We start from the raw sequence: 17,487 nt of genomic DNA on the forward strand, positions 1-17,487 counted from the left end.
ACACTGAGGAAACCCACTCGCTGGTACAACACCCGCTGCCCGACCGCCAGGCCGCTCTCCTCCAGGACGGCCCGGAAAGCGGTGCACGTCGCCGTCGCCATCAACCTAGCCACAGCCACCCCCCACCCACACGGCTTAGGCTCCGGCTCCGGCTCCGGCTCCGGCTCCGGCAGCAGGGCAGCGACCTGGACCTGCGCTGCCGGTACCGGCAGCGGTACTGGAGGCAGGATCGCCGATCCGCTCACCGGCCGCGGCCAGCAGCCGTCGCCGCGCCTCACGCGAACGCAGCCCGTACATCCGTCCGGCGAAGGTGGCCACCAGGAACATGAAATCGTCCAGCAACTCCTCCATGCCCCCAGCCGTGCCCTTGGCATGCAGGACCTCGACCGCCACCTGGCGATGAGCCAGCACCTCGACCAGCCAGCTCGCACCGAACCGGGCCAGACGGTCCCGATGAGTAACCCGCACATGGGTGAACTCACCCGCCGTGGCCCGCTTCAACAACCGGTCAAGTCCCGCACGCGACTCCCGCAGCCCCGAGGCCCGGTCCCGGAACACCGCGACCACCACACCCGACGCCGAGGCCCGCAACTCCGCCTCCTGCGCGGCCAAGAACGACTCCTGCCCACTGGCGCCCGAGACCCGCACATACAACGCCTCACGCCGCCCGGCCGACACCGCGCTCCCCGTCAACGCATCCAACGCCTCGACGGAGAAACGCCGTTCCCGGCTTACCCACACCACCGCACCCCGGCCCTCGTTCGCCCACAGCCGCAGCGCCCCCGGGTGCACACCCACCCTGCGCGCGGCCACCGCCAGACGAAGAAGCTCCACGACCACGGACCCTACGACCGCAACACCACCGAACACTCCAAACCGGTGTGAACCCCACACCATCGCATGACAGATCACCGGATTACCCACAAACCCACACCGACCCTGCTACACAGCATCCACAAGGACCCATAAGCGAAGCACCCAACAGTTGAAGACCCTGCGGTAGCCCACAGGGGAGAGCGACTGCCAGTGGCCCCCCATTGCCGTCTGCGGCTCGGGTGCGCGCGCCCGAGCCCACGAGCGCGCCTGTCACCTCACGCACCAGGTCCGGGTGGTACGGATCACCCTCACATGCCGGTGCAACAGATGTGGCTCCGTTGTTGCAGTTGCGGACGAGGACCGGCGTGCCCCCGCCAGCACACAGTACGTGTGCTACGCGGCGCCCCTCTACCTGCTTTTTCGCAGGTCAGGTCATATTTGTCAGTCCGGTGAAGTCCGTGGGTGTCCGTGGTTGCGCGGGGTTGCTGCCGCCAGCTACTGCCGTCAGCCGGCTCCATCTCTCCCGAGGCTGCCAAAATGCCTGAAAGACCCGGGCTGGACGAACATCGCGACGCTGGACCGCCGCCACTTCAGCATCGTCCGCCCCACCCACGTGCCCGCCTTCACTCCGCTTCCGTAGCGAGCCCCTTGCTGCCACGCCCCGCCCAATCGCAGGTGGTAGGCCTCAGCCACCCACCGTCAGATACTACGGCGGGTGCCCTCCCTGTCAGTCTATGGTGAGAAACCTGGAATGCCTTGACATGAAGGTGCAGCAGCCCCTCGACTGGCTGCCACGCTGCCGTTCTAACGTGTCGGGGTGATCCGACTCATCGCGCAGGACGACATCCTTGAGCTCAGTGAAGAGCAGGTGTCGAAGATCAAGTTCTGGCTGCTGGAGTTCCTGCCTGCTCGCACTTGCGAGGTCAGCGTGGGGCCTGGAGCCGCGATCGTGGTGCCGGACCAAGACCGCGGTCTTGAAGATCTCACGCCAGGTCTCCTCTCGCAGTTGGAAGCCATCGTCGGCTGTGCGCTGCTCGCCGACTGACTTCCTCGCAGGTTCCGCTCACCTGCTCAGCCGGCGGTGGCAGATGAGGGCTGCGGCAATCGGGCCGTCGGGAGCGACGGCCCACCGTCGCTTCGCCGAGTGGTCGAAGGCCCGGGTACGGGGATCTGCAGGTCGAGCCGCCCGGTGGTCTGTTCACCGAGCCCGACGACCACGGGCTCGGACGTTCCCGGGGCGGGCTGACCACCAAGCTCCACCTGGCGGTCGAGCAGGCTCAGAAGCCGATGTCGCTGGGTTCGACGCGGCCGATTACAAAGAGCGCCACGCGGTGGAGTGGGGCATCAACCGCCTCAAGCGCCACCGCGCGGTGGCGACGCGGTACGACAAGCTCGCCGTCCGCTACGGGGCGACCGTGCTGGTCGCAGCCATCAACGAGAGATCGACCGTAGAAGCTCAACTGAACTTGAGGTCAAGGGCGTACCGATCGACTCGTCCGCGAGGTCGCCTGCTTCCTGTGCCGCACCGGCCCCGACGCCACCCTGACGGTCACCGGTCCGCCATCTCCCACACCAGCAGTTCCGCCCCCGTCACCGCCACCGCCTCCAGCCCCTCGGCGTCCGTGATCCGCGCCGCATCCCCCGGCCCCAACTCCTGTCCGTCCAGCCGTACTTCGCCCCGTACCACATGTACGTACACGGATGCCGCGTCCGGCACCGCCGTGCGTTCCCCCGGTGCCAGCCGGCGGACATGGAGCATCGCGCCCGCCTCGGGGACCGCGTAGGGCGTGGAGTCCGCGATGCCGTGGACCACCTCGTAGGCGGGGTCGCCGCCCGGCTCCGTGGGGGCCAGCCACATCTGGACGAAGACCAGGGGGACGCCGGCGTCGTTGCGCTCCACATGGCGGACCCCGCCCGCCGCGCTCAGCCGCTGGACGTCGCCGGGGCGGACCACCGACCGGCGGCCGGTCGAGTCGCGGTGGGTCAGCTCCCCCTCGACCACCCATGTGACGATCTCGGTGTGGCTGTGCGGGTGCTCGTCGAAGCCCGCACCCGGTGCCAGCCGCTCCTCGTTGCAGGCGATCACCGCGCCGAACCGGAGGTTGTCCGGGTCGTAGTGCGGGCCGAAGCTGAAGGCGTGCAGGGACTCGATCCCCGCGGCCGGGTCCCCTCCGCGGTAGCGCTCACCGGCGCGCCGTACGTCCATCACAGGCCCCACCGTAGTCCCGTGCGGTTCGCCCTCCGGGACCCGACGCCGCACGGCCCCGTCCCGATAAGGCAGTCTTGTCCCCGTGCCCGAACCCGAAGCCATCCACCCCGAGCCCGCAGCGCACTCCGTTCATCCGCACGCCGCGACCCTGAAGCGGCTGGAGAAATCGTCCGGAAGCCTCGCCGCGCAGGCCATCGCGCGCATGGACGAGACGCTCCCGTGGTATCGGGCGATGCCCCCGGAGAACCGGTCCTGGATCGGCCTGGTGGCCCAGGCGGGTATCGCCGCGTTCACCGAGTGGTTCCGGCACCCGGACGCCCCGCAGGCCATCTCCACCGATGTCTTCGGCACCGCGCCGCGCGAGCTGACCCGCGCCATCACGCTGCGCCAGACCGTGGAGATGGTGCGGACGACCATCGAGGTCATGGAGTCCGCCATCGACGAGGTGGCCGCTCCCGGCGACGAGTCCGTGCTGCGTGAGGCGCTCCTCGTCTACGCCCGGGAGATCGCCTTCGCGACCGCCCAGGTCTACGCCCAGGCCGCCGAGGCACGCGGTGCCTGGGACGCCCGGCTGGAGTCGCTCGTGGTCAACGCCGTGCTCAGCGGGGAGGCCGACGAGGGGGCCGTCAGCCGGGCCGCCGCGCTCGGCTGGAACTCGCCCGAGCATGTGTGTGTGGTGCTGGGCACGGCACCCGACGGTGACAGCGAGCTGACCGTCGAGGCCATCCGGCGGGCCGCCCGGCACGCCAAGCTCCAGGTCCTCACGGGCGTGCTCGGCGACCGGCTCGTGGTGGTCGCGGGCGGCAGCGACAATCCGCTCGCCGTCGCCAAGTCGCTGATCGGCCCGTTCGCCGCCGGGCCCGTCGTCGCCGGGCCGATCGTGCCCGACCTGCTGGCCGCGACCCGGTCCGCGCAGGCCGCGGCGGCGGGCGTCAAGGCGTGTACCGCCTGGCAGGACGCACCGCGCCCGGTGCTGGCCGACGATCTGCTGCCGGAACGCGCGATCGCCGGTGATCCCAGCGCCCGCGAGCAACTGGTGGAGGAGATCTACAGACCGCTGGAGGAGGCGGGATCCGCGCTCCTGGAGACCCTCAGCGTGTATCTGGAGCAGGCGTCCAGTCTCGAAGGCGCCGCGCGCATGCTCTTCGTTCACCCGAACACCGTGCGCTACCGGCTCCGACGTGTGACTGATGTCACCGGATGGTCACCCTCTGATGTACGCTCCGCGTTCACGTTGCGGATCGCGCTGATCCTGGGGCGTCTGGCCGAGGGAGATCCCCAGGCCTAGCCTTTTGTCGAGGGCCCACAAATCCCCCTGCCGTTCTTCGTCCTTGTCCCCACGGGCGGTCCCGGCCGTCCCCAAGAGAGAGTGTGAGAGTGCTCGTACTCGTCGCTCCCGGCCAGGGCGCCCAGGCGCCCGGTTTTCTGACTCCCTGGCTCGACCTCCCCGGCGCCGCCGACCGCGTCGCGGCATGGTCGGACGCCGTCGGGCTCGACCTCGCCCACTACGGCACGCAGGCCGACGCCGACGCCATCCGTGACACCGCCGTCGCCCAGCCGCTGCTGGTCGCCGCGGGTCTGCTGTCCGCCGCGGCACTGGGTGACATCACCCCCGGCGCCGTCGCCGGGCACAGCGTCGGCGAGATCACCGCGGCCTGCTTCGCGGGCGTCCTCGACGACAACGCCGCGCTGATGCTCGTCCGCAAGCGGGGCCTGGCCATGGCCGAGGCCGCAGCGATCACGCCCACGGGCATGTCGGCGCTGCTCGGCGGCGAGCCCGCGACGACGATCCCGCACCTGGAGAAGCTGGGCCTGACCCCGGCGAACGTGAACGGCGCCGGGCAGATCGTGGCCGCCGGCACCCTGGAGCAGCTCGCCGCGCTGGCGGAGGACAAGCCCGAGGGCGTGCGCCGCGTGGTGCCGCTGAAGGTGGCCGGTGCGTTCCACACCCACCACATGGCGCCCGCGGTGGACCGTCTCGCGGAGGCGGCCCAGGCGCTCACGCCCGCCGACCCGCGGGTCACCTACGTCTCCAACAAGGACGGCCAGACCGTCGCCACCGGTACCGAGGTCCTCCAGCGCCTGATCGGGCAGGTCGCCAACCCGGTCCGCTGGGACCTGTGCATGGAGACCTTCGAGAAGCTGGGTGTCACGGCACTGATCGAGGTGTGCCCCGGCGGCACCCTCACGGGTATCGCCAAGCGCGCGCTGCCGGCTGTGAAGACCCTGGCCCTGAAGACCCCCGACGACCTCGATGCCGCTCGCGACCTCGTCGCCGAGCACAGTGCCTGATTAGGAGCCGTAGAGCATGTCGAAGATCAAGGCGCGGAAGGGTGCTCCGTACGCGCGCATTCTCGGGGTCGGCGGCTACCGTCCGGTCCGGGTGGTGCCCAACGAGGTGATCCTGGAGAAGATCGACTCCTCCGACGAGTGGATCCGCTCCCGCTCCGGCATCGAGACCCGGCACTGGGCGAACGACGACGAGACCGTCGCCGCGATGTCCATCGAGGCGGCGGGCAAGGCGATCGCCGACGCCGGGATCACCGCCGCGCAGGTCGGCGCGGTCGTCGTCTCCACCGTCTCGCACTTCAGCCAGACCCCGGCTATCGCCACCGAGATCGCCGACAAGCTCGGCACCGACAAGGCCGCCGCCTTCGACATCTCGGCCGGCTGTGCGGGCTTCGGCTACGGCCTCACGCTCGCCAAGGGCATGGTCGTCGAGGGGTCCGCGGAGTACGTCGTCGTCATCGGCGTGGAGCGCCTGTCGGACCTGACGGACCTTGAGGACCGGGCCACCGCCTTCCTGTTCGGCGACGGCGCGGGCGCGGTCGTCGTGGGCCCGTCCGAGGAGCCGCACATCGGCCCGACCGTGTGGGGCTCGGAGGGCGACAAGGCCGAGACCATCAAGCAGACCGTGCCGTGGAACGCGTTCAGGCTCGGCGATGTCTCCCAGCTCCCGGTGGACAGCGAGGGCAACGTCAAGTTCCCGGCCATCACGCAGGAGGGCCAGGCGGTGTTCCGCTGGGCCGTGTTCGAGATGGCGAAGGTCGCCCAGCAGGCGCTGGACGCGGCCGGGATCACCGCGGACGACCTGGACGTCTTCATCCCGCACCAGGCCAATGTGCGGATCATCGACTCGATGGTGAAGACTCTCAAGCTGCCGGAGCACGTCACGGTCGCCCGTGACATCCGCACCACCGGCAACACCTCGGCCGCCTCGATCCCGCTCGCGATGGAGCGGCTCCTGGCGACCGGCGAGGCGAAGAGCGGCGACACCGCGCTCGTCATCGGTTTCGGGGCGGGTCTCGTGTACGCCGCGACGGTCGTTACCCTCCCCTAGGCACTCCGTGCCGGATCATCCGGTCCGGCACGGGAGCTGCACACACCTGCCGCTGACGCGGCGGGCGCCACAACCTGACGGATATCTACGAAGGAGCGCCTGACATGGCCGCCACTCAGGAAGAGATCGTCGGCGGTCTCGCCGAGATCGTGAACGAGATCGCCGGGATCCCCACCGAGGACGTCCAGCTGGACAAGTCCTTCACCGACGACCTGGACGTCGACTCGCTGTCCATGGTCGAGGTCGTCGTCGCCGCCGAGGAGCGCTTCGACGTCAAGATCCCGGATGACGACGTGAAGAACCTCAAGACCGTCGGCGACGCCGCCGAGTACATCCTCAAGCACCAGGCCTGATCGACCGATCACCTGGGCTGACAGCCCAGCGCCGGGCCCCGGCCCGGCGACGCGGGCCGTTGCCCCGCCACCCGGCGGTGGCGCCGCTTCATCCTCGCATCCGTTGGAGAAAGAATTCCCGTGAACTCGACCAATCGCACCGTGGTCGTCACCGGTATCGGCGCAACCACACCGCTGGGTGGCGACGCGGCCTCTACCTGGGAAGGCCTGGTCGCCGGCAAGTCCGGAGTCCGTCCCCTAGAGCAGGACTGGGCCGCCGAGCAGGCGGTCCGCATCGCCGCGCAGATCGCCGTGGAGCCGTCGGAGGTCATCCCGCGGCCCCAGGCCCGCCGACTGGACCGCTCGGCGCAGTTCGCGCTGATCGCGGCCAAGGAGGCCTGGGCGGACGCCGGTTTCACCGCCAGGGCGGGCGAGGACACCACCGTCGACCCCGACCGGCTCGGCACGGTCATCGCCTCCGGTATCGGCGGTGTGACGACCCTGCTCGACCAGTACGACGTGCTCAAGGAGAAGGGCGTCCGCCGTGTCTCCCCGCACACGGTGCCGATGCTGATGCCGAACGGCCCGTCCGCCAACGTGGGCCTGCTCGTCGGCGCCCGCGCCGGTGTGCACACCCCGGTCTCCGCCTGCGCGTCGGGCGCCGAGGCCATCGGCTACGCCATCGAGATGATCCGTACCGGCCGCGCCGACGTCGTCGTCGCCGGCGGCACGGAGGCGGCCATCCACCCGCTGCCGATCGCCGCGTTCGGCAACATGATGGCGATGTCCAAGAACAACGACGACCCGCAGGGCGCCTCGCGTCCCTACGACGTCGGCCGCGACGGCTTCGTCCTCGGCGAGGGCGCGGGCGTCCTGATCCTGGAGTCGGCCGAGCACGCCGCCCAGCGCGGCGCCCGCGTCTACGCGGAGGCGGTCGGCCAGGGCATCTCCGCCGACGCCCACGACATCGTGCAGCCGGAGCCCGAGGGCCGCGGCATCGCGCACGCCCTGCAGAACCTGCTGGAGCACACCGACCTGGACCCGGCGGAGATCGTGCACGTGAACGCGCACGCCACCTCCACGCCGGCCGGTGACGTCGCCGAGCTGAAGGCGCTGCGCAAGGTCTTCGGCGACGACGTGGACCACTTCGCGGTCTCCGCGACCAAGTCGATGACCGGTCATCTGCTCGGCGGTGCGGGCGGTGTGGAGTCGGTGGCGACCGTCCTCGCGCTGTACTACCGCGTCGCCCCGCCGACGATCAACGTCGAGAACATCGACCCGGAGGCCGAGGCCAGCGCGGACATCGTCCGCGGCGAGGCCCGCAAGCTGCCGGTCGAGGGCCGAGTCGCCGCGCTGAACGACTCGTTCGGCTTCGGTGGGCACAACGTGGTCCTGGCGTTCCGCACGATGTGATCCCGGCCGCCCCCTCAGCCATGCGAAAGGGCCCCCACCACGGTGGGGGCCCTTTCGTACGAACGGGGGACGGACGAGAACGGGTGACGGCGTACGACGGGGTGACGGTCTACGACGGGGTGACGGTCTACGACGGGGTGAGGGCCGGTCAGACGACCTGGTGCAGCCACCGCACCGGCGCGCCCTCGCCCGCGTAGCGGAACGGCTCCAGTTCGTCGTCCCAGGGCTTGCCGAGCAGCTTGGCGAGTTCGGCCTCCAGCTCGCTCTCGCCGCGCTGGGAGCGCACCAGGGCCGCGCGCAGCCGGTCCTCGGGGATCAGGATGTCGCCGTGGATGCCGGTGACCGCGTGGAAGATCCCGAGGTCGGGGGTGCAGCTGTAGCGCTCGCCCTCGGCGGTCGCGCACGGTTCCGCGGTGACCTCGAAGCGCAGCAGGTGCCAGCCGCGCAGCGCGGAGGCGAGCTTGGAGGCGGTGCCGGCCTCCCCTTGCCACGAGAACTCGGATCTCCAGGTGCCGGGCGCGGCGGGCTGCCGGATCCAGTCGAGGCTGACGCGCGTCCCCAGCACGCCCGCGACCGCCCACTCGACGTGCGGGCACAGTGCGCGTGGCGCGGAGTGCACGTACAGGACTCCACGTGTCGTCACCTGAACCTCCGGGCATACCGCGACATCTTGTAACTTTACGGAACGGGCGTGGCAGGGCTGCCACGGGGCTGAGGCTACCGTGCGGCGGCGCAAGGAGTGTGACGTACCGTCGGTCCCGCTGCTCCCAAACTCCGAGGTTTCACCCAAGGGGACGCGGAGCTGACCCAGCGTGTTCGAAGCGCTGCCGAACGACCGCGGAGGAACCGTGCGCGGACCGACCGCCGGGTACGACGAACGAGGGGACCAGGGGATGCGGGAACGGGGCCGTGGCGCTCGGGCCGTCGTCGCGATGGCGGCGGCGGCCGTCGTGGGGCTCGCCGGCTGTGACGCCTCCGGCGGGGCCGCTCCGCAGGGCGGCACCGCGCAGGCGCATCCGTCGCCGAGGCCCACCCCGGTCTGGAACCGCGCCCCCGGCTCGATCGCCGCCGTGGGCGACTCCATCACGCGCGGCTTCGACGCCTGCACGGTGCTGTCCGACTGCCCCGAGGTGTCGTGGGCGACGGGTGGCGACACCACGGTGGACAGTGTCGCCGTACGGCTGCTCGGGGTGACCGGGGCCGCGGACCACAGCTGGAACTACGCGGTGACCGGGGCCCGGATGGCGGATCTGCCCGGGCAGATCGCACAGGCCGTGCCGCAGAAGCCGGAGCTGGTGACGGTGATGGTGGGCGCCAACGACGCCTGCCGTTCCACCGTCTCCGCGATGACCCCGGTGGCCGGCTTCCGCAAGCAGTTCCAGACGGCGATGGGCACCCTGCGCGCGTCGCTGCCGAAGACACAGGTGTACGTGTCCAGCGTGCCGAACCTGAAGCGGCTGTGGTCGCAGGGGCGGACCAGCCAGCTCGGCAAGCAGGTGTGGAAGCTGGGCATCTGCCCGTCGATGCTGGGGGACGCGGACGCGCTGGACGCGAGGGCGAACAGGCGGCGCGACGCGGTGCAGACGCGGGTGGAGGCGTACAACCGGGTCCTGCGGGAGGTGTGCGCCAAGGACCGGCGGTGCCGTTTCGACGGGAACGCGGTCTTCGACTACCGCTTCGGGACCGGGCAGTTGAGCCAGTGGGACTGGTTCCATCCGAGCCGGGACGGCCAGGCCCGGCTGGCCGAGATCGCCTACCGCACCATCACCGCGAAGAACCCCGTGACCTAGGGCCTGTTCCGCCTCGGCAGGCACCGCCGGCGTCCCTCGCTGGACGCCGGAGCGGGCCATAAGCCCCGGTCCGGGGGTCAGGTCCCGGACCGGGGCTGCTCGTGGGGAGGCCTGTCCCGGGTCAGACGTTAATCGTCGTGGTGACGCGGCGGTCGGCGATCGAGCGTCCGGCCGCAACCTCGTACGAACCCTTCACACACGCCCATGAGTCCGCCGTCTCGTCCCAGACCTCGAAGGCCCGGCGGTCCAGCTCGACCACGGCTTCGACCCACTCGCCCGGGGCCGCCTCGACCCCCGCGAACCCGGCCAGGACGCGCGCCGGGCGCTCCGCGTCGGGCGCGGCGGGCGCCGCGTACACCTGGACGACCTCCCGGCCCGGGCGTGCCCCGGAGTTGCGCAGGCGGACGGTCGCCGTCGTGCCCTCGACCTCGATGGACTCGTAGGTCCAGTCGGTGTAGCCGAGGCCGTGGCCGAAGGGGTACGTGGGGGTCCGCCCCGCCTTCTCCCAGGCCCGGTAGCCGATGAAGACGCCCTCGCGGTAGACCAGTTCGCCGTCGACGGGGACCACCTGGGTGACCGGGGCGTCGTCCAGCGGGCCCCAGGTGGTGGGCAGCCGGCCGCCCGGCTCGTGTGCGCCGGTCAGCACGTCCGCGAGGGCGGCGCCGCCCTCCTGGCCGGGGAACCAGCTCAGCAGCACGGCCGCGACCTCGTCGCGCCACGGCAGCTCCACCGGGGAGCCGGAGTTGACGACCACCACCGTGTTCGGGTTGGCGGCGGCGACGGCCCGGACCAGGTCGTCCTGGCGGCCGGGGAGCCTCAGGTCCGTGCGGTCGAACCCCTCGGACTCGACGCGCTCGGTGGTGGCGACCACGACGACGGCCGTGCCGGCGGCCCGGGCGGCCCGGACGGCCTCGGCGATCAGCTCGTCGGGGTCGCGCTGCGGCTCCTGGTGGGCGAGCGTGAAGCGGACGCCTCTCAGGGGCAAGTCGTCGGGGAGGTCGACGACCTGGGTGAGGGAGATCTCGACCGGCTCACCCGCGGTGAGTCCGGCCGTGGCGCGGGGCACCGGAGGTCCGAAGAACGACCCGAAGGGGTCGACCTGGGCGGGGCGCTGGACGTCGTCGTAGTACGGGGTGCCGTCGACGACGAGGCGGAAGGCGCCGATGCCCTTGATGCCGAAGGTGTGCGGGCCCGATACGCGGGGCGTGAAGGTGCCGGTCAGCTCGACCGTGTGCAGACGGCCGTAGGTGACGCCGTCGGGGAGATCCGAGCCCGTCCACTGGATCTGTCCGCTGGGGGCGGGGCGGGTGCCGATGACGTTCCCGGCGGCGTCGCGGCAGACGGCGCGCAGCGCGAAGCCCTGGCGGGCGACGCCGAGTTCGGTGCTGGGGTCGGCGCCGACGGCGTACGTCAGGCTGCCCTCCGGGAGGGCGGCGGTGAGGCCGTCGAGCGGGGAGACGACCCGCGGCGGGAAGACGAGGGCGGAGCCGCCGCCGAGGATCCGGGCGTCGCGGGCGGCGGCCCCGATGAGGGCGACCGTGCCGCCCGGCCTCAGCGGCAGGGCGGCGTTCTCGTTGCGGACGAGGACGAAGGCGCGGCGGGCGATCTCGCGGGCCAGCGCCTCGCCATCGACCTCCCCGGGGAGGTCCGCCACGACGGGCTCGGCGCCCTCCAGGACCCCGACGCGGGCGGCGAGCCACAGGACGTTGCGGACGGCCTCGTCGACCTCCGCCTCCGTCACCCTGCCGTCGTGCACGGCCCGGGCGAGGGCCTCGCCGTACACGGTGACCGGGCCGGGCATCGCGATGTCGAGGCCGCCCCGCAGGCAGGCGACGGTGGAGCGGGCGGCCGTCCAGTCGGAGACGTTGACGCCGTCGAAGCCCCAGGTGCCGCGCAGCACCTCGCCCACCAGGTGGCGGTGCTCGGTCATCGTCGTGCCGTTGACCGTGTTGTAGGCGGTCATGACGCCCCAGGGGCGGGCGTCCCTGACGATGGCCTCGAAGGGGGCCAGATACAGCTCGTGCAGGGCGCGGGCGCCGATGACGTTGTCCACCGTGAAGCGCTCGGTCTCCGCGTCGTTGGCGACGTAGTGCTTGACGGTGGTGCCGACGCCGCCGGACTGGACGCCCCGGACATAGCCGCTGCCGATCCTGCCGGTCAGATACGGGTCCTCGCTGTACGCCTCGAAGTGGCGGCCGCCGAGCGGGGAGCGGTGCAGGTTGACCGTGGGCGCGAGGAGGACGTGGACGCCCTTGCGGCGGGCCTCCTGCGCGAGGAGGACACCGGCGCGGTGGGCCAGGTCCGGGTCCCAGGTGGCGGCGAGGGCGGTCGGGGAGGGCAGCGCGACGGACGGGTCGTCGGCGGTCCAGCGCACTCCGCGGACGCCGATCGGGCCGTCGGACATCACCAGGGACGCCAGGCCGATCTCCGGCAACGCGGGCAGTGACCAGGTGTCCTGACCGGCCAGCAGCCGGGTCTTCGCCGCCAGGCCGAGTCGGGCGAGGGCCGCCTCGACGACGGCCTCACGGTTCTCGTCCTGCGGGTTCTTCGCGGTGCCGGCTGCCGTTGTCGTCACGGCGGACCTCCTCGTCGAAAGCCGTTGGCGTCCTCATCGTGCACCCGGCCCTTGTAGAGAGGTAGGTTTCGTGACTCTTCCGTTACATATGAACGCGGCGCATGCCGTACGGTGACGCCATGACGGCCAGGGCCAGAAGTGGGGAACGGCGCGCGGAGATCGTGCGGGCGGCCCTGGAGGTGATCGCCGAGCGCGGCTACCGCGGCGCGAGCATGGCGGCGGTCGCCGAACGGGTGGGCCTGACCCAGCAGGGGCTGCTGCACTACTTCCCGACCAAGGACGCGCTGCTGGTCGCCCTGCTCAAGGAGCGGGACCGCTGGGACGCGGTGCCGGACAGCCGGTGGCGCCTGGAACTGCTCGCCGCGCTCGTCGAGTACAACGCGATGCGGCCCGCGATCGTGCAGACCTTCTCGGCCCTGCTCGGCGAGAGCGTCACCGAAGAGCATCCGGCGCGCGGCTACTTCACCGAACGGTACCGCGAGGTGCGGGCGAGCATGGCGGCCATGCTGCGCGCCGAGTACGGGGAGCGGCTGCCGAGCGGACTGACCCCGGAGCGTGCCGCCCCGCTGCTGGTGGCGGTGATGGACGGGCTGCAGTACCAGTGGCTGCTCGACCCGGAGTCGGTGGACATGCCGGGGGCGTTCCGGGACTTCCTGGTGCTGCTGGACGGGGCGGAGGAGTAGGGCGCTCCCCGCGGACGCGTCGTCCAACGCCGGGGTCAGGAGCCGCTGATCGGCTCGCCCTCGGGGGCGTCGGCACCCTCGGTGCCGGCGTCACCGGCCGTCTCCTCGCCCAGCAGCCGGCGGGCCAGCAGGGTGGCGCCCGCGACCGCGCCCGGCATCAGGAAGACCGCGACGACGGGGACGAGGAAGGCGATGCCGAGGGGGGTGCCGAAGCCCCAGACGAGCAGCTTGCGGGAGCGCAGCAGCGTGAGGCGCGCGCGGAGTTCGACGCCTCGGCGCTGGAGGGCGACGGCGGTGAGTTCCTCGGTGAGGAAGAAGCCGGTGACGAAGAAGCCGATCACCGGGACGACGGTCTGGCCGACGAACGGGAGGAGGCCGAGGGCGAAGAGCACAAGGCCCCAGAGCGCGGCGCGGACAAGGATGCGCAGGCTGTCGCGGCCCGATATCCACAGTTCGCGGTACAGGGGCAGGTCCGACCGCGGGGCGGTGCCGTCCGGGGAGACGTCCCTGTCGACCTGCTCCGAGAGGCTCTCGTAGAAGGGCTGGCCGACGAGGAGGGTGACGGCGGTGAAGGTGAGGACGGCGAGGAGCAGGGCGAGGGCGAACAGGACGACGGTGAGCAGTCCGCGGAAGAGGCCGAGCCAGGGGCTCGGCCAGCCGTCGGCGAACGGGGTGGCCCAGGTGACGGCATCCTCGCCCCAGAGGGCCAGGGCGATGAGTACGGCCGCGTAGAGCACGAGGGTGATCAACCCGGGCAGCAGGGCGAAGCCGTACCGCCTGCCGTGCCGGGCCACCCACCGCTGGCCTTCGATAAGTTGGCCGAATCCCACCCCGAGATCACGCATGGCGGAGACTTTACCGAGCCGGTCCGCACCGCCGTCGGCCCGGGCCCGGCAGCGGCGAAGGCCGCGCCCCACGTCCAAGGGCACGGCCTCCGTCGTACGCAACGACCCTGGTCGGCGTACGTCACGGGCTGCGTCAGAGCTTTACGATCATCTTGCCGATGTTGTCGCCGCGCAGGACCCCGAAGAACGCCTCCAGGTTGTTCTCGATGCCCTCGACGACGGTCTCGCGGTACTTCAGCTCGCCGGAGCGGACCCAGGCGCCGACCTCCTGGACGAACTGCGGCTGGAGGTCGAACTGGTCGCTGACGATGAAGCCCTCGATCCGGCCGCGGGTCTGGATGAGCCGGGCGAGGTTGTTCGGGCCGGGCGCGGGCTCGGTGTTGTTGTAGACGGAGATCATGCCGCAGACCGCGATGCGCCCACCCCGGTTGAGGGAGCCGATGGCGGCCTCGAGGTGGTCGCCGCCGACGTTGTCGAAGTAGACGTCGACGCCGTCCGGGGCGGCCTCGCGCAACTGCTGGCTGACCGGGCCGTTCTTGTAGTTGAAGGCCGCGTCGAAGCCGTACTCCTCGGTCAGGAGCTTGACCTTCTCGTCCGATCCCGCGGAGCCGATGACGCGGGAGGCGCCCTTCAGCTTCGCGATCTGCCCGACCTGGCTGCCGACGGCGCCCGCGGCACCCGACACGAAGACGGAGTCGCCCTCCTTGAAGGAGGCGACGCGCAGCAGGCCGGCGTACGCCGTGAGACCCGTCATGCCCAGGACGCCGAGGTACGCCGTCAGCGGCGCGGTCTGCGGATCCACCGTGACGGCGGTCTTGGCGTCCACGACCGCGTACTCACGCCAGCCGGAGAAGTGCAGGACGTGGTCGCCCGGCTTGATGCCTTCGGCGTGGGAGACGACGACCTCGCCGACCGCGCCGCCCTGCATGGGCTGGTTCAGCTCGTACGGGGCGACGTACGACTTGGCGGCGCTCATCCTGCCGCGCATGTAGGGGTCGACGGAGACGTACTCGTTCCGCACGAGCAGCTGCCCCTCGCCCGGCTGCGGCACCTCCGTCTCGACGAGGGCGAAGTCCTCGGGCTTGGGCCAGCCGACCGGGCGGCTGAGCAGGTGCCACTCGCGGCTGACGGCGGGGAGGGCGGGGGTCTCGGACATGGGGGCCTTTCCTCACGTGCGGTGTGCGGGGTGCTGGGCGCTGTGTGCCGTGCGTGGCGTCCCGGGTGCGGCTCGATCACTTCGGCACAAATACTTCACCACCTGAAACAACCATGCTCCTGAATATTTCAGGCTGTCAAGTAAAGAGGTAGCCTGGAGCGCATGGCCGCGCAGAAGACACCCCGCATGGACCCCCTGACGCTGGAGGTCGTGGACCTCATCGGCTCGGTCGTGGCCCGCTACCACGAGGAGTACGAGGAGGCGGCGGCCGAGCACACGCTGACCGGGGCACAGGCGCGGCTGCTGGGCCTGCTGTCGCTGGAGCCGCTGCCGATGCGGAGGGTGGCGCAGCGGCTCAAGTGCGAGCCGTCCAATGTCACCGGCATCGTGGACCGGCTGGAGGCGCGGGGGCTGGTGGAGCGCCGCCCGGACCCGGCGGACCGCCGGGTGAAGCTCGCGGCGCCGACGGAGGAGGGCCGCCGGGTGGCCCGCGGCCTGCGGGACTCCCTGAACTTCGCCCGCGAACCCCTCGCGGGACTGTCGCACGAGGAACAGCTGGTCCTGCGCGATCTGCTGCGCCGGATGGTGGGGCACTCCACTCGGGACGACGAGTGACGACTCCCTTGGCCGCTCCTGAGTGCTAGGACGGCCTCAAGTGCACCACCACAGGAACCGGTTGCACGTTTTCGTCGGCGACGGGGCGGGGGGCGGGCTCGTCGGTGCCGGATGCGCCGGCGGGGTCGCGCTCGGGGCCGTGGTCGCCGTCGAGGTCGGGGCCGGACGGCCCGGCAGCCCGGTCGGGGGCGCCGACGCAGTGACCCCGGCCTCCCCCTTGTCCTTGTCGTTGTTCTTGTCCTTCGCGGACGCGGACGCCGACGGGGACGCGGCGGACGAGGCCGACGACACCGAGGACGCGTCGGCGATCGCCTCGTCGGTGGCCTCGGACGGCGTGGTCGTCTCCCCCGGGAAGTCCCCGCCGCCCGGGGTCTCGCCTCCGGCGGTCGCGGTCTTCGGGGTGGATCCCGGTGCCTCGACGCCGAGTTCGGCCAGACTCAGCCCGCCCGCCGCCAGCAGCAGTCCGGCACCGGCGAACAGGATCCGCCGCCGGCGCCGCCGGTGCGCGGCGGCCTTGCGGTCGCGACGGCCGGACCGCGTCCCGCGCCCGTCGTCCCGCTCACCGGCCGAGCCGCGCCCCTGGGCGCGCCTGCGGTTCTGCGCCCGCCCGGGTCGCGCGGCGCGATCCCCCAAGGGTGCCTCGGCGCCGTCGGACCCGTGCGCGCCGCCGGACCCGTACGCGTCGTCGGGGCCCTCGTCTCCGTGGGGGGCGTGCTCGAAGGGGCGCGCGTCGCCGTCGTCGGCGTACGCGCCCAGGTGCTCGATCGGAGTGCCGCACCCCGGGCAGGCGTAGGCGCCGTTGAGGTGCCTTCGGCACGGGTGGCAGTAGTCCATGACGCGGGAAGACTAAGTTCCGCGGCGGTCACGTTCCTAGGCCCCGCGGTGAAGGTTCTGTGGGGGACCGGACATCCCGGGGCCGGCGCCGCGCGAGACGTGCTGGACAACGGCGTGGACCTCCTCGACGTCGGCACCGGCCGGCAGCAGGTCAGCACGAGCCGGGCGCCGGTAGTGATGCGCAAGCGCCAGTCATAAGGGGGCAGTTGCCGTCCACGTTCGAGGCGACGACCTCGCCGACCGGCGCCACCCTGCATCGGCTGGTTCAGCTCGTAGGGGGCGACGTAGGACTTCGCGGCGCTCATCCGGCCACGCATGTACGGGTCCACCGAGGGGTACTGGTTGCGCACCAGCACCTGGCCCTCACCCGTCTGCGGTACCTCGGTCTCGACGAGGGCGAAGTCCTCGCGCTGGGGCCGGCCGACGGGGCGGCTGAGCAGGTGCCAGTTCATCGGCACGGTCGTGGCCCGCTACCACGAGGAGTACGAGGAGGAGGCGGCCGAGCACGCGCTGACCGGGGCGCAGGCGCGGCTGCTGAGCCTGCTGTCGCTGGAGCCGCTGCCGATGCGGCGGCCGGCCCGGGAAACTGAAGTGCGAACCCTCCAACGTGACCGGGATCGTGGACCGGCTGGAGGCGCGGGGCTTGGTGGAACGCTGCCCGGAAACCGCCGGGTGAAACTGGCGGTGGCGAGGGGCGGCGGGTGGCCCGGAACCTGAGGGACGGGCTGCGTTTCGCGCGGGAGCCGCTGGCCGGGCTGTCGGAAGAGGAGCGACTGGCTTTGCGCAACCTGCTGCGGCAGACGCGGGACGGGAGCTGAGCCCCGGGTCGACGAGCCGGGCCGACCCTGGTCGCGTCCACGGCCGTGGTGTACAGCGACA

General features: G+C 71.7%; 16 protein-coding genes and 3 pseudogenes. 11 read left to right on the forward strand and 8 right to left on the reverse strand.

The features are described from left to right. Nucleotides 1–135 precede the first annotated feature (135 nt). Nucleotides 136–834 carry an IS607 family transposase gene (locus ACWD5Q_RS01035; RefSeq protein WP_451424860.1) on the reverse strand — a complete coding sequence of 233 codons (699 nt, stop codon included), beginning with the start codon at nucleotides 832–834 and terminating at the stop codon, nucleotides 136–138. 799 nt (nucleotides 835–1,633) lie between these two features. On the opposite strand from ACWD5Q_RS01035, the gene ACWD5Q_RS01040 reads away from it, so the two are divergent. Together ACWD5Q_RS01040 and ACWD5Q_RS01045 are read left to right on the forward strand one after the other, a co-directional pair. After that, the gene (locus ACWD5Q_RS01040; protein WP_451424861.1) at nucleotides 1,634–1,861 is read left to right on the forward strand and encodes a hypothetical protein; all 228 of its coding nucleotides are present in this window, start codon (nucleotides 1,634–1,636) and stop codon (nucleotides 1,859–1,861) included. A 119-nt stretch (nucleotides 1,862–1,980) separates the two neighbouring features. Further along, nucleotides 1,981–2,255, forward strand: a pseudogene (locus tag ACWD5Q_RS01045) (IS5 family transposase); the annotation flags it as partial. 110 nt (nucleotides 2,256–2,365) lie between these two features. On the opposite strand, the gene ACWD5Q_RS01050 reads toward ACWD5Q_RS01045, so the two are convergent. Further along, on the reverse strand, nucleotides 2,366–3,022 hold the full coding sequence (locus ACWD5Q_RS01050; RefSeq protein ID WP_451424934.1) for a pirin family protein: 657 nt from the start codon (nucleotides 3,020–3,022) through the stop codon (nucleotides 2,366–2,368). Nucleotides 3,023–3,107: 85 nt separating this feature from the next. On the opposite strand from ACWD5Q_RS01050, the gene fasR reads away from it, so the two are divergent. The 5 genes from fasR (at nucleotide 3,108) to fabF (ending at nucleotide 8,110) form a co-directional block, all read left to right on the forward strand. Continuing rightward, nucleotides 3,108–4,313 carry a fatty acid biosynthesis transcriptional regulator FasR gene (gene fasR, locus ACWD5Q_RS01055; protein WP_451424862.1) on the forward strand — a complete coding sequence of 402 codons (1,206 nt, stop codon included), beginning with the start codon at nucleotides 3,108–3,110 and terminating at the stop codon, nucleotides 4,311–4,313. 89 nt (nucleotides 4,314–4,402) lie between these two features. Further along, nucleotides 4,403–5,317: an ACP S-malonyltransferase gene (locus ACWD5Q_RS01060; protein ID WP_451424863.1), complete on the forward strand. Its 915-nt coding sequence runs from the start codon at nucleotides 4,403–4,405 to the stop codon at nucleotides 5,315–5,317. 16 nt (nucleotides 5,318–5,333) lie between these two features. Continuing rightward, nucleotides 5,334–6,365, forward strand: coding sequence for a beta-ketoacyl-ACP synthase 3 (locus ACWD5Q_RS01065; RefSeq protein ID WP_451424864.1), 1,032 nt, complete (start codon nucleotides 5,334–5,336; stop codon nucleotides 6,363–6,365). 104 nt (nucleotides 6,366–6,469) lie between these two features. Further along, entirely contained in the window at nucleotides 6,470–6,718 is a 249-nt protein-coding gene (locus ACWD5Q_RS01070) for an acyl carrier protein (protein WP_451424865.1), read from the forward strand. A gap of 120 nt (nucleotides 6,719–6,838) precedes the next feature. Next, nucleotides 6,839–8,110 carry a beta-ketoacyl-ACP synthase II gene (gene fabF / locus ACWD5Q_RS01075; protein WP_451424866.1) on the forward strand — a complete coding sequence of 424 codons (1,272 nt, stop codon included), beginning with the start codon at nucleotides 6,839–6,841 and terminating at the stop codon, nucleotides 8,108–8,110. A 148-nt stretch (nucleotides 8,111–8,258) separates the two neighbouring features. On the opposite strand, the gene ACWD5Q_RS01080 is transcribed toward fabF, so the two are convergent. Next, nucleotides 8,259–8,753 (reverse strand): DUF3145 domain-containing protein, encoded by a 495-nt coding sequence (locus ACWD5Q_RS01080; RefSeq protein WP_451424867.1) that lies wholly within the window; start codon nucleotides 8,751–8,753, stop codon nucleotides 8,259–8,261. Between the two features lie 250 nt (nucleotides 8,754–9,003). On the opposite strand from ACWD5Q_RS01080, the gene ACWD5Q_RS01085 reads away from it, so the two are divergent. Then, complete coding sequence (locus ACWD5Q_RS01085) at nucleotides 9,004–9,900, forward strand: SGNH/GDSL hydrolase family protein (RefSeq protein WP_451424935.1); 897 nt, start codon at nucleotides 9,004–9,006, stop codon at nucleotides 9,898–9,900. Nucleotides 9,901–10,021: 121 nt separating this feature from the next. On the opposite strand, the gene ACWD5Q_RS01090 is transcribed toward ACWD5Q_RS01085, so the two are convergent. Beyond that, entirely contained in the window at nucleotides 10,022–12,475 is a 2,454-nt protein-coding gene (locus ACWD5Q_RS01090) for a beta-glucosidase (RefSeq protein ID WP_451424868.1), read from the reverse strand. Between the two features lie 101 nt (nucleotides 12,476–12,576). Here ACWD5Q_RS01090 and ACWD5Q_RS01095 point away from each other — a divergent pair, with 101 nt between their 5' ends. Next, nucleotides 12,577–13,158 carry a TetR/AcrR family transcriptional regulator gene (locus ACWD5Q_RS01095; protein WP_451424869.1) on the forward strand — a complete coding sequence of 194 codons (582 nt, stop codon included), beginning with the start codon at nucleotides 12,577–12,579 and terminating at the stop codon, nucleotides 13,156–13,158. Nucleotides 13,159–13,193: 35 nt separating this feature from the next. Here ACWD5Q_RS01095 and ACWD5Q_RS01100 read toward each other — a convergent pair whose 3' ends face one another. Both ACWD5Q_RS01100 and ACWD5Q_RS01105 read right to left on the reverse strand, forming a co-directional pair. Beyond that, on the reverse strand, nucleotides 13,194–14,003 hold the full coding sequence (locus ACWD5Q_RS01100; protein ID WP_451424870.1) for an EI24 domain-containing protein: 810 nt from the start codon (nucleotides 14,001–14,003) through the stop codon (nucleotides 13,194–13,196). Nucleotides 14,004–14,136: 133 nt separating this feature from the next. Beyond that, the gene (locus ACWD5Q_RS01105; RefSeq protein ID WP_451424871.1) at nucleotides 14,137–15,159 is read right to left on the reverse strand and encodes an NADP-dependent oxidoreductase; all 1,023 of its coding nucleotides are present in this window, start codon (nucleotides 15,157–15,159) and stop codon (nucleotides 14,137–14,139) included. Between the two features lie 162 nt (nucleotides 15,160–15,321). Between ACWD5Q_RS01105 and ACWD5Q_RS01110 the strand changes: the two genes are divergently transcribed. After that, nucleotides 15,322–15,774: a MarR family winged helix-turn-helix transcriptional regulator gene (locus tag ACWD5Q_RS01110; protein WP_451424872.1), complete on the forward strand. Its 453-nt coding sequence runs from the start codon at nucleotides 15,322–15,324 to the stop codon at nucleotides 15,772–15,774. Between the two features lie 36 nt (nucleotides 15,775–15,810). Here the strand turns inward: ACWD5Q_RS01110 and ACWD5Q_RS01115 are convergent, their stop codons facing one another. Both ACWD5Q_RS01115 and ACWD5Q_RS01120 read right to left on the reverse strand, forming a co-directional pair. Continuing rightward, the gene (locus ACWD5Q_RS01115) at nucleotides 15,811–16,608 is read right to left on the reverse strand and encodes an SCO2400 family protein (protein WP_451424873.1); all 798 of its coding nucleotides are present in this window, start codon (nucleotides 16,606–16,608) and stop codon (nucleotides 15,811–15,813) included. A 208-nt stretch (nucleotides 16,609–16,816) separates the two neighbouring features. Further along, nucleotides 16,817–17,060: pseudogene (locus tag ACWD5Q_RS01120) on the reverse strand (NADP-dependent oxidoreductase); the annotation flags it as partial. Between ACWD5Q_RS01120 and ACWD5Q_RS01125 the strand changes: the two are divergent. Next, a pseudogene (locus tag ACWD5Q_RS01125) lies at nucleotides 17,041–17,426 on the forward strand (MarR family transcriptional regulator). The pseudogenes ACWD5Q_RS01120 and ACWD5Q_RS01125 overlap by 20 nt on opposite strands. The last annotated feature ends 61 nt before the right edge of the window (nucleotides 17,427–17,487 follow it).

It is taken from the genome of Streptomyces sp. NPDC002513, assembly GCF_053595355.1.